This is a genomic window from Methylomonas sp. Uni0011, assembly GCF_056850255.1.
Window position 1 is genome coordinate 1 of sequence record NZ_JBVVNO010000027.1, and the last position, 14,256, is coordinate 14,256.

The 14,256-nt window shown below is 56.6% G+C and carries 13 protein-coding genes; 3 read left to right on the forward strand and 10 right to left on the reverse strand.

Features of this window, described 5'->3' with window-relative positions; all coding sequences use genetic code 11:
* Positions 1–403: 403 nt before the first annotated feature.
* The 4 genes from chrA to AC0IM9_RS19245 all read right to left on the reverse strand — a co-directional run bounded on the left by chrA (position 404) and on the right by AC0IM9_RS19245 (position 3,524).
* Positions 404–1,738 carry a chromate efflux transporter gene (gene chrA, locus AC0IM9_RS19230; RefSeq protein WP_482805086.1) on the reverse strand — a complete coding sequence of 445 codons (1,335 nt, stop codon included), beginning with the start codon at positions 1,736–1,738 and terminating at the stop codon, positions 404–406.
* A 48-nt stretch (positions 1,739–1,786) separates the two neighbouring features.
* Positions 1,787–1,999, reverse strand: coding sequence for a hypothetical protein (locus tag AC0IM9_RS19235; protein ID WP_482805087.1), 213 nt, complete (start codon positions 1,997–1,999; stop codon positions 1,787–1,789).
* Positions 1,996–2,556: a hypothetical protein gene (locus AC0IM9_RS19240; protein ID WP_482805088.1), complete on the reverse strand. Its 561-nt coding sequence runs from the start codon at positions 2,554–2,556 to the stop codon at positions 1,996–1,998. Before AC0IM9_RS19240 ends, AC0IM9_RS19235 begins: the two co-directional genes overlap by 4 nt.
* A 92-nt stretch (positions 2,557–2,648) precedes the next feature.
* Positions 2,649–3,524 carry a LysR substrate-binding domain-containing protein gene (locus AC0IM9_RS19245; protein WP_482805089.1) on the reverse strand — a complete coding sequence of 292 codons (876 nt, stop codon included), beginning with the start codon at positions 3,522–3,524 and terminating at the stop codon, positions 2,649–2,651.
* A gap of 361 nt (positions 3,525–3,885) precedes the next feature.
* Between AC0IM9_RS19245 and katG the strand changes: the two genes are divergently transcribed.
* Positions 3,886–6,108: a catalase/peroxidase HPI gene (gene katG, locus AC0IM9_RS19250; protein ID WP_482805090.1), complete on the forward strand. Its 2,223-nt coding sequence runs from the start codon at positions 3,886–3,888 to the stop codon at positions 6,106–6,108.
* Between the two features lie 171 nt (positions 6,109–6,279).
* The gene (locus AC0IM9_RS19255; RefSeq protein WP_482805091.1) at positions 6,280–7,302 is read left to right on the forward strand and encodes a PIG-L deacetylase family protein; all 1,023 of its coding nucleotides are present in this window, start codon (positions 6,280–6,282) and stop codon (positions 7,300–7,302) included.
* A 119-nt stretch (positions 7,303–7,421) separates the two neighbouring features.
* Here AC0IM9_RS19255 and AC0IM9_RS19260 read toward each other — a convergent pair whose 3' ends face one another.
* The 4 genes from AC0IM9_RS19260 to AC0IM9_RS19275 all read right to left on the reverse strand — a co-directional run bounded on the left by AC0IM9_RS19260 (position 7,422) and on the right by AC0IM9_RS19275 (position 10,767).
* A complete protein-coding gene (locus tag AC0IM9_RS19260) occupies positions 7,422–7,988 on the reverse strand; it encodes a hypothetical protein (protein ID WP_482805092.1) in 567 nt (188 codons plus the stop codon).
* A gap of 341 nt (positions 7,989–8,329) precedes the next feature.
* The gene (locus AC0IM9_RS19265) at positions 8,330–9,757 is read right to left on the reverse strand and encodes a cbb3-type cytochrome c oxidase subunit I (RefSeq protein WP_482805121.1); all 1,428 of its coding nucleotides are present in this window, start codon (positions 9,755–9,757) and stop codon (positions 8,330–8,332) included.
* 76 nt (positions 9,758–9,833) lie between these two features.
* Positions 9,834–10,436 carry a c-type cytochrome gene (locus AC0IM9_RS19270; RefSeq protein WP_482805093.1) on the reverse strand — a complete coding sequence of 201 codons (603 nt, stop codon included), beginning with the start codon at positions 10,434–10,436 and terminating at the stop codon, positions 9,834–9,836.
* On the reverse strand, positions 10,429–10,767 hold the full coding sequence (locus tag AC0IM9_RS19275) for a hypothetical protein (protein WP_482805095.1): 339 nt from the start codon (positions 10,765–10,767) through the stop codon (positions 10,429–10,431). Before AC0IM9_RS19275 ends, AC0IM9_RS19270 begins: the two co-directional genes overlap by 8 nt.
* Before the next feature lie 108 nt (positions 10,768–10,875).
* Between AC0IM9_RS19275 and AC0IM9_RS19280 the strand changes: the two genes are divergently transcribed.
* Positions 10,876–11,307: an RrF2 family transcriptional regulator gene (locus AC0IM9_RS19280; RefSeq protein ID WP_482805096.1), complete on the forward strand. Its 432-nt coding sequence runs from the start codon at positions 10,876–10,878 to the stop codon at positions 11,305–11,307.
* Positions 11,308–11,336: 29 nt separating this feature from the next.
* Here AC0IM9_RS19280 and dnaQ read toward each other — a convergent pair whose 3' ends face one another.
* The gene (gene dnaQ / locus AC0IM9_RS19285) at positions 11,337–12,053 is read right to left on the reverse strand and encodes a DNA polymerase III subunit epsilon (RefSeq protein ID WP_482805097.1); all 717 of its coding nucleotides are present in this window, start codon (positions 12,051–12,053) and stop codon (positions 11,337–11,339) included.
* A gap of 9 nt (positions 12,054–12,062) precedes the next feature.
* On the reverse strand, positions 12,063–14,132 hold the full coding sequence (ppk1, locus tag AC0IM9_RS19290) for a polyphosphate kinase 1 (protein ID WP_482805098.1): 2,070 nt from the start codon (positions 14,130–14,132) through the stop codon (positions 12,063–12,065).
* Between the last annotated feature and the right edge of the window lie 124 nt (positions 14,133–14,256).

Genomic DNA, 14,256 nt, shown 5'->3' on the forward strand with positions numbered 1-14,256 from the left:
CTGCAAATCGTTGCCCAACTATGTGTTGCGTACAAAGCCTCATGGGATCCCACCATTCTTCAGGGAGTATGCTATGACGAGTTACCAAACCTCTCTGAGTTCATCTCACTTCTACAGGCAGCCAAGGTATAACCTTTGCGCGAAGCCCCACAACTCCATGTTAAATGAGCAATCTGTGACTTATACCGGACATTCAGAGATCAACCTCGAAGGACGGCAATTGGCCGCTAGTCAACACTCCCTTTGCCGGTCAGTCCAGGTGGCCCGGAACAAGCGTTAGCGTTTCCAGTAAATTTTAAATCACCAGAAACGCCGTTCGGCATATTCCGACACAGATGATGGGATTCTTACATTCATTGGAGATTACGACCTGCCACGAGGGTAAGCACTGCGTAGATTTAGGTCAAAGCATCCACAGCCAGCCACCCAGCGCGGCGGCGGCAATGACCGGGATAATGCCGAGTTTGAACCGAAACAACGCCAGTAACGCGGCCAGACTCAGCCCGGCGGCAAACAGGTCGAACGATCCGTTCCAGCCCTGCGGCCAGAACACGTGGTAAGCAAAAAATACGGCCAGATTGACGATGACGCCGACCACGGCGGCGGTGACGCCGGTCAGCGGGGCGGTGAATTTCAGATTGCCGTGGGTGGTTTCCACCAGCGGGCCGCCGGCCAGAATGAACAAAAAGCTGGGTAGGTAGGTAAAGTAGGTGACGACGACAGCCGCCACACTGCCGGCCAAAAACGCCGAATCCGCGCCAAACCAGGCTTGGCCCCAACCGGCGACGAAACCGACAAAGGTGTTCACCATGATCAACGGGCCGGGCGTGGTTTCGCCCAGCGCCAGCGCGTCGATCATTTGCTGCGGCGTCAGCCAGTGGTAGTGTTCCACTGCCCCCTGATAGACGTAAGGCAATACCGCATAGGCGCCACCGAAGGTCAGCCAGGCGGCCTTGGTAAAGAACCAGCCCATTTGGGTCAAACCGCCCTGCCAGCCGTATTCTGCGCACAGCCAGCCCAGCACGCCGGCCCACAGCACCAAGCCTATCGCCAACAGGCGGTAGAACTTGCCCCAACTGAATAGGGCGTGCGCTGGCGTTGGCGTATCGTCGTCGATCACGGCCGGGCCGAAATTGGCCTTGGCGCTGCCGTGGCCGCCGCCGATCGCAAAATACTGCGGTGCCCACCGGCCGCCGACGGCGCCAATCAAGCCGGCCGCAATCACGATCAATGGAAACGGCAATTGCAACGCAAAAATGGCGACAAAGGCTGCCGCCGCCATCGCCCACAGCCAGCGGTTTTTCAAGGCCCGCGAACCGATCCGATAGGCAGCAAACAACACGATCGCCGTGACGGCCGGTTTGATGCCGTAAAGCAGGCCGGCCACCGCGGGCAAGTCGCCGAACCGCATGTAGACCCAGCCCAGGCCGATCAAAATCAACAGCGCCGGCAGAAAAAACAGGCCACCGGCGATCAAGGCTCCCGGGGTTTTGTGCAGCAGCCAGCCGATGTAGGTTGCCAATTGTTGGGCTTCCGGGCCGGGCAGTACCATGCAGTAATTCAAGGCGTGCAGATAGCGTTTTTCACTGATCCAGCGCCGGCGCTCGACCAACTCCTGGTGCATGATCGCTATTTGCCCGGCCGGTCCGCCGAAGCTGATAAAGCCCAGTTTCAGCCAGAATTTGCCGGCTTCGGCTAGGCTGGGGCTGACAGGTGCATGCTGCGGATTTTGGTTCATAGTCTGGGCCGGAGGGGGATACCGCTTTTTACCATGAGTAATTGGGGTTCAGTTCGGCCATTTTCTGACCCAAAGATGGCGGCCCCAGTATAAAAACACCGGAAACAGGCCCCACCAGAAAAAATGTTCCAGCCGGCCGGTCGCTTCGTCGCCGTAGGGGACGACGAAAGCCGGTACCGCCAGCATCCAGATTACGGATAAGACCACCGCCAGTTTGTTTTTGCGGTTTAACCGCCGGAACCAGGTAATTGTTCTGATCATGTTTGCTCGCCGTCGAGGCGGCGGACTTTTGCGCCAAGGAAATTGCGTAGCAACGACACGGCGACGATGGCGGCGGCGAATCCTCCGCAAGCCCACAGAAAGGGTTGCACGTAACCGATGATCACGGCGCAGCCGACCAGAAAAAAGCCCAGGAAGCTGAATTCCCAGCCGATGTGGTAACCGTCCAGCATCGCCGCCAAGCCCAAAATCAGCAATATAACCAAGTCGGCGCTGACGCCGGACAATTGGCCGGACTTGTTCAAAAACGCGGCGGCGATCACGACCACGATGGTATGCAGCCAATGCATCGCCTGCGCCCTCAACACCTGACCGAAATCGGCGGCGCCGTTCTTGGCCTGCAGCCAGGACACGAACACCGAAAGCGAGCCGAATACGAACACCATAGCCAGCCAGTAACCGTAGCCGTCATCCGGATTGAAATCGGTAATGTAAATTCCGGCCAGAGATAACAAAACCAGCAGAATAAACACGCTCTGCTCGACAAAAACGTAGCGCTTGCCGGGTTCGGTTTCGGGTATTGACGGTTCTTGATACATAGTTGAGATTCCTTCGGAATTGATATTGGCTGGACGTCATTATCGCGCCAGCATAGCTTGGACCGCTTGGGTCAGTAAAGCCGTGTGCGTGCTCAGGGCAATGGTTTGTATGCCAGCAGTTGGGCCATGGTTTCCAGCAACGCGATACGCGGATGAGTCTTGAGCCATACCAGGGCAATGGAACGACTGGGGCGTTGCCGAATGTCGATGTACCGAATGTCTTTGTCTTCCGGCTGAATCGCCACGGACGGCATCAAGGTAACGCCGACACCGTTCCTGACCATGAAACGCAGGGTTTCCAGGCTCGACGCCCGAAAATCGTGTTCGATGAAACGGGACGGGTCGCACAATTTCAGTGCCTGGTCGCGCAGGCAGTGGCCTTCGTCCAGCAGTAGCAGGTTTTCGTTGGCGGCTTGGTTGAGGTCGACTTCGGCCTGATCGGCGAGCGGATGATCGGCGCTGACTGCCAGCGTGAACGGGTCCTCGAACAATACGCGGGAGTCCAGCGTGTCGGGGGCGATCGGCAAGGCCAGCAGGGCCGCGTCCAGTTTTTTGTCGAGCAGCAATGCGATCAAGGCGTGGGTTTTTTCCTCAACCAGTTGCAATTTGAGTTCCGGGTAATGTTGCTTGATGCGAAAAACGTACTCCGGCAATACGTAACTCGCCAGCGACGGAAACGCGCCCAGTGACAGTTGGTTGCGTTGGCGGCCGCTGGCATGGGCAGCGATTTGGCGAATGGCGCGGGCGTCGTCGAGTATACGGCGGGCGATGGGTAAAATCTCCCGACAGGCTTCGGTTACGTCCACATTGTTTTTGTCGCGCAAGAACAGGTCCACACCCAGATAGTCCTCGAGCTTTTTGATTTGGGTGCTCAAAGTGGGTTGGCTGATTGCACAATGTTCGGCCGCTTGGCTGAAGTTTCTAAATTCCGCCACCGCTACCAGATAGCTCAATTCGCGCAATGTCATGGCTTGCTGCCCGTCGTTAGTTGGAAAGTCCGGAAACGTTGGTTTCGGCCGCAAATGATAACAACATAAAGCGAGACTTATTGATTCCGCCTATCGGCTTATCGAGGGAATCAATTTCAAATTGCGGGCTCTATTCGGTTCAATGTCGCCACCGAGCACAATCAAAGGGCGGACGGATAATTCGCTAGTACCGTTGGCAATGGCAGATAAGTTTATTTGCCATCGCCGTACAGCAATTCGGTAGTGCCTGAGCGATGGAGCCAAGTTTAAGCGGCTACGGTTTTATTTCGTAGCGGGATCTAAACTCAGCTATCGACGGTACGTATTTTCGTTGACTAACAATAATTAACAGAGGTGCACCATGAAAACCAAACCCATTTTGCTGGCGTCTGTCTTGGCGCTAGCCATATCCTCGGCATCGAACGCCGGCCAGGTGTTCCAGGAATCGCAGCCGACCATGAATAGCTTCTGGTGGCCGGAGCAATTGGATTTGACGCCGCTACGCCAGCACGCCGCCGAGTCCAATCCGTTGGGACAAAGTTTTAATTACGCGGCTCAATTCAAAACCCTGGACTTGACGGCGGTGAAAAAGGATATCGCCGGGGTGCTGCATACGTCCCAACCCTGGTGGCCGGCGGATTACGGCAATTACGGGCCGTTCTTCATTCGCATGGCCTGGCATAGCGCCGGTGTTTACCGCATCTTCGACGGCCGAGGCGGCGCCTCCGGCGGCCAGCAACGCTTCGAACCGCTCAACAGTTGGCCGGACAACGTCAACCTGGACAAAGCCCGCCGCTTGTTGTGGCCGATCAAGCAAAAATACGGCGCCAAGTTATCCTGGGCCGATTTGATGGTGCTGGCCGGCAACGTGGCGCTGGAAGACATGGGCTTCAAGACCTTAGGTTTTGCCGGCGGCCGTGCCGACGATTGGGAAGCCGAGGTCGTGAATTGGGGTAGCGAAAAGAAATTTCTGGCCGACGAACGCCATAACGAAAAAGGCGAGCTGGCGAAACCGCTGGCCGCCGTGCAAATGGGCCTGATTTACGTCAACCCGGAGGGGCCCGGCGGCAATCCCGATCCGTTGGCGGCTGCCAAACACATCCGCGAAGCCTTCGGCCGGATGGCGATGAACGACGAGGAAACCGTGGCGCTGATCGCCGGCGGCCATACCTTCGGCAAGGCCCACGGTGCACATAAGGCGGACGAATGCGTCGGTAAGGAACCGGCCGCTGCCGGCATCGAACAGCAAGGCCTGGGCTGGGCCAACAAATGCGGTGCAGGCAACGGGGTCGACACGGTCAGTAGCGGCCTGGAGGGGGCCTGGTCGACCAATCCGACCCGCTGGACCCACGATTACCTGACTTGGCTGTACACCTTCGAGTGGCAACAAACCAAGAGCCCTGCCGGTGCGACGCAATGGATTCCGAAAGACGGCAAGGGCGACAACTTCGTGCCGGACGCGCACGATTCGAGCAAGCGCCATCCGCCGATCATGTTCACCACCGATTTGGCTTTAAAAATGGACCCGGAGTATCAAAAAATCTCCAAACGTTTCCTGGATGACCCTAAAGCGTTCGAAGCGGCGTTCGCCAAAGCCTGGTTCAAGCTGACCCATCGCGACATGGGGCCGAAAGCGCGTTACGTCGGCGCCGAAGTGCCGGCCGAAGACTTTATCTGGCAGGATCCTATCCCCAAAGTCGATCATAAACTGATCGATGCCAAGGATGTCGCCAAGCTGAAATCGGCGATTCTGGCTTCGGATTTGACGATTCCGGAACTGGTCAGAACCGCCTGGGCATCGGCAGCCACCTTCCGCGGTACCGACCTGCGCGGCGGCGCCAACGGCGCGCGGATTCGGCTGGCGCCGCAGAAAGACTGGGAGGCCAACGATCCCGCCGAATTGGCTAAAGTGCTGGGCAAACTGGAAGCCGTCCAAGCCGACTTTAACCGCACTTTGAAAGGCGGCAAGAAAGTGTCGCTGGCCGACGTGATCGTGCTGGGCGGGTCGGCGGCGGTGGAAGAAGCCGCCAAAAAGGCCGGTTACAAGGTGCAAGTACCGTTCAAACCGGGGCGGATGGACGCGACCCAGGAGCAAACCGATGCCAATTCCGTCGCGGCGTTGGAACCGAAGGCCGACGGTTTCCGCAATTACTTCGGCAAGGATAATGCGCATTCGCCGGCGGAAATGCTGGTCGAGCGCGCCAACTTCCTGACCTTGACCGTACCGGAAATGACGGTGCTGGTCGGCGGTATGCGGGCACTGGATGCCAACGCCGGTCATAGCAAGCACGGCGTACTGACCAGCCGGCCGGGCACACTGAATAACGATTTCTTCGTCAATTTGTTGGATATGTCGACGCAGTGGAGCAAGTCGGCCAGTGATGGCATTTATGAGGGGCTTGACCGTTCGACCAAGCAAGTCAAATGGACTGCGACCCCCGTCGATTTGATCTTCGGCTCCAACTCCGAGTTGCGGGCGGTGGCCGAGGTGTACGCGGCGGACGACGCCAAACAGAAGTTCGTTCAGGACTTCGCCACTGCCTGGGCCAAGGTGATGGATTTGGATCGTTTCGACTTACGTTAAACGCTCAGGGCTCGACTTGTCCCGGTTCCGGTCAAGTCGAGCGTCCACAGCTCAAAAAAAGGTACGCTGAGGTGGCTCATCAGGATGGTGCGAGTGGCATAACAGGTTAACTTGAGTGCCGATGCGTTTGATTGCAGAGATTACGAATTCCGGATTACAAAGGAGTTATTTATGAGAGTTTTTGGCGGCGTTGGCATTATCGCCTGTTGGCTGGGCCTGACAATAGCGCCGGCCTTGGCGCAAGAATCCGCATTGGATGTCGGTGTCGGCGAACGTTTACTGGTGTTGGCTCCCCATCCGGACGACGAGAGTCTTAGTTCTGCCGGTTTGACTCAGCGAGTGTTTGCCAAAGGCGGCTCGGTGCGAGCCGTTGTCGTGACATCCGGCGATGCCTATGTCGATGCGGTAAAAATGGATACCGGCAAAAGCCGCTTGTCTGCGGCCGATTATTTGGCATTCGGCGAAAAACGGCTGGAAGAATCCCGCCGGGCGGCGCAGATTTTAGGCAACGGTTTCCTGCACTTGGATTTAATGGGATTTTCCGACGGTGCGATCTATTCCGCTCTGGTATCGCATTGGCGGCGTAACAGCCCGTTTCGGTCGCAATTCACCGGGTTCGACCATGTACCGTATCGCGACAGCCAGGATTGGGGCTACGCGCAAGACGGTAAAGATCTGGTCGCAGAATTGGTGGCGATCATGCAGGAGACCAAACCGACCATCATCAGTTTTCCGGATGTGATGGAAGATGATTCCGACCATGCCGGATTGGGTATGTTTGCATTGTTGGCGGTGCACGAATGGCGGGCGCAAGCATCGGCCGAACAGGTCAACCCGAAAATGTTGGCGTATCTGGTGCATTGGCCGCATTGGCCTACGGGTTCGGATTGGGGCGTCGCGGAGGATTGGAGCAACCAACCCATGCATTTGCCGGAAAATCTGCCGCTACGCCGGCATCGCCGGGTTTGCCTGGATTTGACGCCGACCGAGATCGCTCGCAAGCACGATGCGATTGCCCAGTACGCGACGCAGCAACGCATTATGGCCGATTTTTTGGCCTCCTTCGTTCGCAGCAGCGAATGTTTTACCCAGCTGACGCCGGCGAATACCAATCGGATAGAAGTGGTCATTGAGCATTGGCAACAGGTGCGCAAGGCCTTCAACAACCATCCGCTGGACCGGCGAAAAATTTGACAGGATTTGGCTTGCGGCGGGCTCCGTGGCAGTTGCCTCACGTTGGGCGACGCCGTAGCGTCAGGCGCCGGGATTCGCCCACACTCCCGATGTGGGCGATGCAGCCGCCGCTGGCGCTATCAGATTACGCCGCCGCAGAGTCCGGTGACCGGGTTGTAATGTTGTCCTGCCACCGGACAGATAATCCTGAAATTTACGCCCGGCTTGCGGTACTGGCCGATTGAATCCAGCATGAAGTAGGGAACTAACGGCACCGGGCCGTTAAACTGGTAATCCAAACCCACGCTGGAGAAAGGCGCTTTGCCGCCGATGCCGACGAAAAAACCGTTTTTGAAATCGTAGCCGCCGCCGACCTCGCCTTGCAGATAGTCGGCGCCGTTAAAGTATTTCAATCTTATTTGTCCGGGCTGCAGGCCGCCCCAAACCCGGAATGAAAACGAAATATCGCCGCCATAGGTATCGCCGTTCGAGCTGATGTTGGCATGGCGGAATCCGACGACCAATTCAGGAATGAAGCTTTCTCCCAAAGTCCATTTCAAGCCGGCGTAGCCGTTATCGACATTGCGGTTGCTACGCGAGCTGTTGATCAGCGGCGAGGTATTGACGAAGGAGGCCATTGCCGAACTACTGAATAGTAATGCGGCCGCCGCGATCGGCCCGAAATTGCGTTTATAGAGGAAAGTCATGGTTTTTCTCGTTATTGTTGTTATCGGTTGTCCGAACGCCGAGCGTTCGTGCCGCACAGTATCGGAGAGATTTCCGCGATCCAACAAACGGATTAGGCAAAATAAGGCCGGGTAGTCACACTTTTGCGAACCGGTTCCGGGATGGTTGTATTAGCGCCTGCAATTTTTAGGGCCTGCGCCGTTTGGCTTGGAACCGTCAGAACGGCGTATTGGCCGGGCGCCGGACAGAGGTAATAAGCTAAAGACAGTGTTTGTGCCGCGGCAGCTTTAGCCGCGGCACAAGATCGGAAGCTGCATTCCGGGCAAACCGGTCTGTGCTTGCCCGGTTGAGCGATAACCGCTTATTCGGCTGCGCTAGCGATTACTGCGGCGGGCCGTTGTTCGCCTTTGCCGATTTCCAGTAAATCCCAGAACAGCAGGCCGCCGCCGGCCGCGGTGATCAGGCCGAACACCATGCGCCAGACCATGGCCTGCATAAACCACGGGTGGTTTTGCGCGGCGAAGTAGCCGGCCCAGGTCGAGCCTTCGACGGCACGTTCTATGAAGGATTGCTCATAACCTGCGATCAACAGCGCTACGGTCATGCCTAGCACGCCGAGGTTCAATAAAATCGCCGCCGCTTTCCAGCGCCAGCCGTTGACCAGGTCGCCGCCCATCCAGACCTTACCGCGCGCCTGCTGCGCCGCCAGGTAAAAGAAGGCGATGTTGATCGTGGCGTAGGCGCCGAAGAAGGCCAGATGGCCGTGCGAGGCCGACCATTGCGTACCGTGGGTGTACAGGTTGATTTGCGGCAGGGTGTGCATGAAACCCCAGACGCCGGCGCCGAGGAAGTTGCCGAAGGTGTGGGCGATGATCCAGGCCAGGGCAGGGTGGTTACTGTTTTTAAAGCGATGGACGCCAGAATCGTAGACCGAGTGCACCACCATCGCTACCAGCGGGATTGGTTCCAAGGCCGAGAAAAATCCACCGATGCTGAACCAGTATTCCGGCGTGCCGATCCAAAAATAATGGTGGCCCAAGCCCAAAATACCGGAGCCGAACATCAGCGCCACTTCGATATACAACCAGGTTTGCACGATTTGGCGACGCACGCCAAGCAGTTTCATCAAGCTCCAGGCCATGATGCAGCCGACCAAGACTTCCCAGGTGGCTTCCACCCACAAATGGATCACCCACCACCACCAGTACTGGTCGACCGAAATGTTGGTTACGTAAAACATCCCGGCCAGATACAAACCGGCCAATGCCACCAAGTCCAGCACCAGTACGCCGGCGATGCCGGACCACCGGCCCTTGGCAAAGGTGGCGGCGACGTTGTAGAAAAAGGTCAAGACCACGACGACGATGCCGATGTCGGCCCAGCGCGGCGCTTCGATGTATTCGCGACCTTCGTTGATCAGCCACAGCGAGGTATCGTTGCCGGCGCCGAACTGGATGAACAAGTAAACTAAAACCACCAGCGTCACGGCGCCGGTCAGCACCCAAAACGCCAGTTGGCCCCATTTCAGACCGACGATTTCGACGCCGCTTTCGTCTTCCAGAAACCAGTAGACCGAGCCGATAAAACCGTACAACATCCACACCACCATGGCGTTGATGTGCACCATGCGGTTGACGTTGAAATCCAGGATTTCGTAAAGAAAACTCGGAAACAAGAATTGCAGCCCGGCCAGCAACCCAAACAGCAATTGCGCCATGAATAGCACCATGGCGACGGTGAAGTAGTGCACTGCCAGTTTCTGGCCGCCGCTTAAATGCGGATTGGCCATGAACTCAGCGTGACGTTGCTTGCAGCCGGACCAGCAGGCGGCCGCTTTGTCTTGGAAAGTTGTCGCTGTCATCGTCTTATTCCTCTGCGCCGAGTGCTCTGAAATTATGCGGGAAGCCGTTGGTGTCGATGGCTGCCATCCATTTCAGGAAAGCGACGATGCCTTCGGCCTCTTGTGGGGTGATCTCCAGGTTCGGCATCTTGCGGTTGGAACCGAAGGTGCGGGCGTTCTTTTCCGGATCGAGCAGGAAATTGAGCATCATCTGTTCACGCGATTCTTTGGCGATCCAGCCCTGGTCCAGCCAGGCTTTTGTCAGATCCGGCGCATAATAGGCGCCGTTGCCGAGCAGGGTGTGGCAGTTCATGCAGTTTTTGGCCTGCACGGTTTTTTTGCCCAGATCGACCAGTTTTTCAGCTTCCTCTTCGCTCAGGATTTTACCGAACAAGGGCGCTTCGGCGCCGATCACGGGCTGGTAACGCTGTTTGGTTTTATCGAAACGGTAACCGACGTCTTGGTTGATCACGCTGTAAGCCGGTACCCGCGGGCCGCCGGCGGAAATTTTCGCCAACGAGTCGAAGGTTAAAATCACTAGCAGTACGAATGAGCCGCCGGTGACCCAGATTGCGGTTTTCTTCCAGAAAGTTTCCGACGCCCAGCGCGGTGGGATGTGTTCAGTCATGGTGGTCTCCTGCTTGGTGAGGGGGATGATGGTCCGGCTGGTGCGTGGCTGCGCACAACTGCCAGATAAAGCGCGGCATCCAGCCGTAACCTAGCGCCATTAGCAGCGACAGAACCAGCCAATAGTCGCTGAAATGGTTGACGTAGCTAAAAACAGCGACGCAAACCATCAATGCGAAGTATGTTATCCACGCGGCAATGCCCAGCGACCGGCGGCCGCTGGCCTTGCCCCAGGCAAATAGCGCCGCGTACAGCGTGGCGAGCAAAATAATCAGCGCCGCACTGAAAAAACTCAGAAAAAAGTCGGATAACGCCACCGGTTCTATCAACATCGGTTACCACCGCCAGGTAAGTTTTTAAGGTGTTTTTTAAATGCAGCTTTACGACAAGTGTAAGCGCCATTAACATTTATTTCAAATACAGCTTTGTGAGGACTGGATATGCAACTGACTGCACACACCGATTACGCGCTGCGCGTACTGATTTATCTCAACGTCAATAACGAAAAATTGGTCACGATTACCGAGCTGGCCGAGTTCTTCGGCATTTCCAGAAACCATCTGGTCAAAGTGGTACACAAGCTGGGTGTCAAGGGTTTCATCAAAACCGTACGCGGCAAAGGCGGCGGCATCCGCCTGTCCCGGCCGGCCCAGGAAATCAGTATCGGTAATGTGGTGCGCGAAGTCGAAGGCCGGTTTCAGATGGCCGAATGCTTCAATCCGAAAAAGCAGGGGCTTTGCCCGTTGGAAAATGGGTGCGGCTTGACCGGTCTATTGGGTCACGCCATCGAACAGTTTTTGCAAACCTTGGATAAAGCCGTATTGAGCGACTTTAGCGCTCCGCAGGCCTTGACCAGACGGGCTGTCGGTTGAGGTATCGGGGTGGGTAACTGCGGTTAAGTTTATTCCTGCCAAAGGCAGACGCCGCCGCTAGCCTTGGTGATTTTAGCCAAACGTTGTTGATGTGCCGACAGTTCGTCGTCACTGCAGGCGATCACCTTCAAACGCGGCCGATCCGCCGGCAACCGCACAATCGCGCGTTCGCTGCCGCCGTCCTGCTGGTCGCCCTCGTCCAGCAATGAAGACTGGCCGCCGGTCATCAACAAATAAACGTCGGCCAGAATTTCGGCGTCGAGCAGCGCGCCGTGCAACTCCCGGTGGCTGTTGTCGATGCCGTAACGTTTGCATAACGCGTCCAGGCTATTGCGGGCGCCGGGATGTTTTTTGCGGGCATAGGCCAGCGTGTCGAATACGCTGCTGTTGCTTTCCACGGTGCGGGCTTCGCGCGGCAGTTGCGACAGCTCGTGATTCAAAAAGCCGACGTCGAACGGCGCATTATGGATGATCAGCTCGGCGCCGGCGGTAAACGCCATGAAATCTTCCACCACGTCGGCGAAGCGCGGTTTGTCGCGCAGGAATTCGTTGGTGATGCCGTGGACTTCAATCGCGCCGGCGTCGATTTCCCGATCCGGGTTCAGATAGACGTGGAAATGGTTGCGGGTCAGCCGGCGATTAACCAACTCGACACAGCCGATTTCGATGATTTTGTGGCCTTCTTTCGGGTTGATACCGGTGGTTTCGGTATCCAGAACGACTTGACGGTGAGTCGGTTTACTCATGCCTTGGCCTCAGGAGCAAAAGTGTTTCAACAATTCGGTTTGCACTTGGTAAAGCGGGTGTTGTTCGTCGTGTACTTGCCGGTATTGGCCGTCGGGACCGAGCAGCCAAGCCTGGGTGTTGTCCTTCAAATAGCCGTCCAGGTCGCCGAGTACACGTTCGACGATTTTTTTGTCGGCAATCGGGAAGCAAACTTCGACCCGGCGGAACAGATTGCGGTTCATCAAGTCGGCACTGGAGGCGTAGACGGCCCAGTCGCCGCCGTTGTAGAAGGCATAAACCCGGGTATGTTCCAAGAAGCGGCCGACGATGGAGCGGACTTCGATATTGTCTGAAACCCCAGGCACGCCCGGCCGCAGGCAGCAAACGCCGCGCACGATCAATTTGATCTCGACTCCGGCCTGCGAGGCGCGATAAAGGGCTTGAATCGCGTGCTCCTCGACCACGGCATTGACCTTGATTATGATCTTGGCCGTTTTACCTTTCTTGGCCTGTTCAATTTCTCTTTCCACCATTTTCAGCAAGCCGGGATGCAGCGTAAACGGCGATTGCAGCAATTTATTCAGCTTGCTAACCTTGCCCAGACTGGTCAATTGCATGAATACCCGGCGTACGTCCTCGGCCAGTTCCTTCTCGCAGGTGAACAGGCCGTAATCGGTATATAGTCTGGCCGTGCGCGGATGGTAGTTGCCGGTGCCGAGATGGACGTAATTGCGTAAGCTGTTGCCCTCCTTGCGCAGCACCATGCACATTTTGGCGTGGGTTTTATATCCGACTACGCCGTATACCACGTGCGCCGCGGCTTCCTGTAATTTGGCGGCCAGGCCGATATTGTCCTTTTCGTCGAACCTGGCCCGCAATTCGATCACGACCGTGACTTCCTTACCGGCACGGGCGGCTTTGATCAGCGCGGCGACGATAGGCGAATCGACACCGGTTCGGTACAAGGTTTGTTTGATGGCTAACACGTCGGGATCGGCTGCGGCCTGCTTGATGAAATCGACCACCGGCGAAAACGATTCGTAGGGATGGTGCAGCAGGATGTCCTGTTTGCGGATGCTGGCGAAGAAGTCTTTGTTGCGGCCGAAGGCCGACGGTACGCTGGGTTTGAACGGCGGAAACTTCAAATCGGGCCGTTCGATCATGTTGTAGATGGCTTGCATCCGGCTCAAATTGACCGGGCCGTTGGCCAAAAACAATCGATCTTGGGTCAAGTCGAAGCGTGCCAACAGGAATTGGGTGGTTTCTTCCGGGCAATTGGCGTCGATTTCCAGTCTAACCTCGTCGCCGTAGTTCCGCATCGCCAGTTCGCCTTCCACGGCGAGCAGCAAATCGTCGATCGCGTCGTCGTCGACGAAAAAGTCGCTGTTTCGAGTGACCCGGAATTGGTAACAACCTTTTACCGTCATGCCGTTGAACAGGTCGTTGACAAAGGCGTGGATGATCGACGACAGAAACACAAAATCGTGCGGCCCGCTGTCGGTTTCGCTGACCGGCAATTGGATGATGCGCGGCAGAGCCCGCGGTGCCTGCAGCACGGCGCGGCCGCTGTTGCGGCCGAACGCGTCTTTTCCGGTCAACGAGATGATGAAGTTCAAACTCTTGTTCAGGATGCGCGGAAACGGGTGGGCCGAATCCAAACCGACCGGCGTCAGAATCGGCAGCAATTCCTCGTTGAAGTATCTTTCCAGCCAGGCTTTTTGCGACGGCGACCAACGGTCGCGGCGCAGGAAGCGGATGTTTTCGCCTTCCAGCTTCGGGATCAGAATTTCGTTCAGCACCCGGTATTGTTCGGCGACCAGCTCGTGGGCTTTTTGCGAAATTTTCTCGAACTGTTCGTTGATGGTCAGGCCGTCGGCGCTGACCAGATTCGGGTCCATTTCCGCCATCTGTAACAAGCTGGCGACGCGCACCTCGTAGAACTCGTCGAGGTTGGAACAGGATATGCATAGATAATTCAAGCGCTCCAGCAGCGGGAGTCTTTCGTCCAATGCCTGCGCCAGCACCCGAACGTTGAATTCCAGCAGGCTGTGTTCGCGGTTCAGGTAGAGTTCGGGACTCGTCAAATCGATGGATTCCATGTCTGCTGCGGGTTGGATTGGGTTGAATTGATTATAAAGGAATTTTTTCGGCCTTGGGTTACAGCGGCGCCTCAGGCCTCGAACTTGCTATAATCGCCGCCATCACGCAAATCGGATGCCATTG

Excerpts from the sequence above, each read along its gene's own strand:
- chrA (WP_482805086.1), bottom strand. The coding sequence starts at position 1,738 with ATGAACCAAAATCCGCAGCATGCACCTGTCAGCCCCAGCCTAGCCGAA.
- AC0IM9_RS19265 (WP_482805121.1), bottom strand. The coding sequence starts at position 9,757 with ATGGCCAATCCGCATTTAAGCGGCGGCCAGAAACTGGCAGTGCACTAC.
- AC0IM9_RS19240 (WP_482805088.1), bottom strand. The coding sequence starts at position 2,556 with ATGTATCAAGAACCGTCAATACCCGAAACCGAACCCGGCAAGCGCTAC.
- AC0IM9_RS19255 (WP_482805091.1), top strand. The coding sequence starts at position 6,280 with ATGAGAGTTTTTGGCGGCGTTGGCATTATCGCCTGTTGGCTGGGCCTG.
- AC0IM9_RS19275 (WP_482805095.1), bottom strand. The coding sequence starts at position 10,767 with ATGTTGATAGAACCGGTGGCGTTATCCGACTTTTTTCTGAGTTTTTTC.
- AC0IM9_RS19235 (WP_482805087.1), bottom strand. The coding sequence starts at position 1,999 with ATGATCAGAACAATTACCTGGTTCCGGCGGTTAAACCGCAAAAACAAA.
- dnaQ (WP_482805097.1), bottom strand. The coding sequence starts at position 12,053 with ATGAGTAAACCGACTCACCGTCAAGTCGTTCTGGATACCGAAACCACC.
- katG (WP_482805090.1), top strand. The coding sequence starts at position 3,886 with ATGAAAACCAAACCCATTTTGCTGGCGTCTGTCTTGGCGCTAGCCATA.
- AC0IM9_RS19260 (WP_482805092.1), bottom strand. The coding sequence starts at position 7,988 with ATGACTTTCCTCTATAAACGCAATTTCGGGCCGATCGCGGCGGCCGCA.
- AC0IM9_RS19270 (WP_482805093.1), bottom strand. The coding sequence starts at position 10,436 with ATGACTGAACACATCCCACCGCGCTGGGCGTCGGAAACTTTCTGGAAG.
- ppk1 (WP_482805098.1), bottom strand. The coding sequence starts at position 14,132 with ATGGAATCCATCGATTTGACGAGTCCCGAACTCTACCTGAACCGCGAA.
- AC0IM9_RS19280 (WP_482805096.1), top strand. The coding sequence starts at position 10,876 with ATGCAACTGACTGCACACACCGATTACGCGCTGCGCGTACTGATTTAT.
- AC0IM9_RS19245 (WP_482805089.1), bottom strand. The coding sequence starts at position 3,524 with ATGACATTGCGCGAATTGAGCTATCTGGTAGCGGTGGCGGAATTTAGA.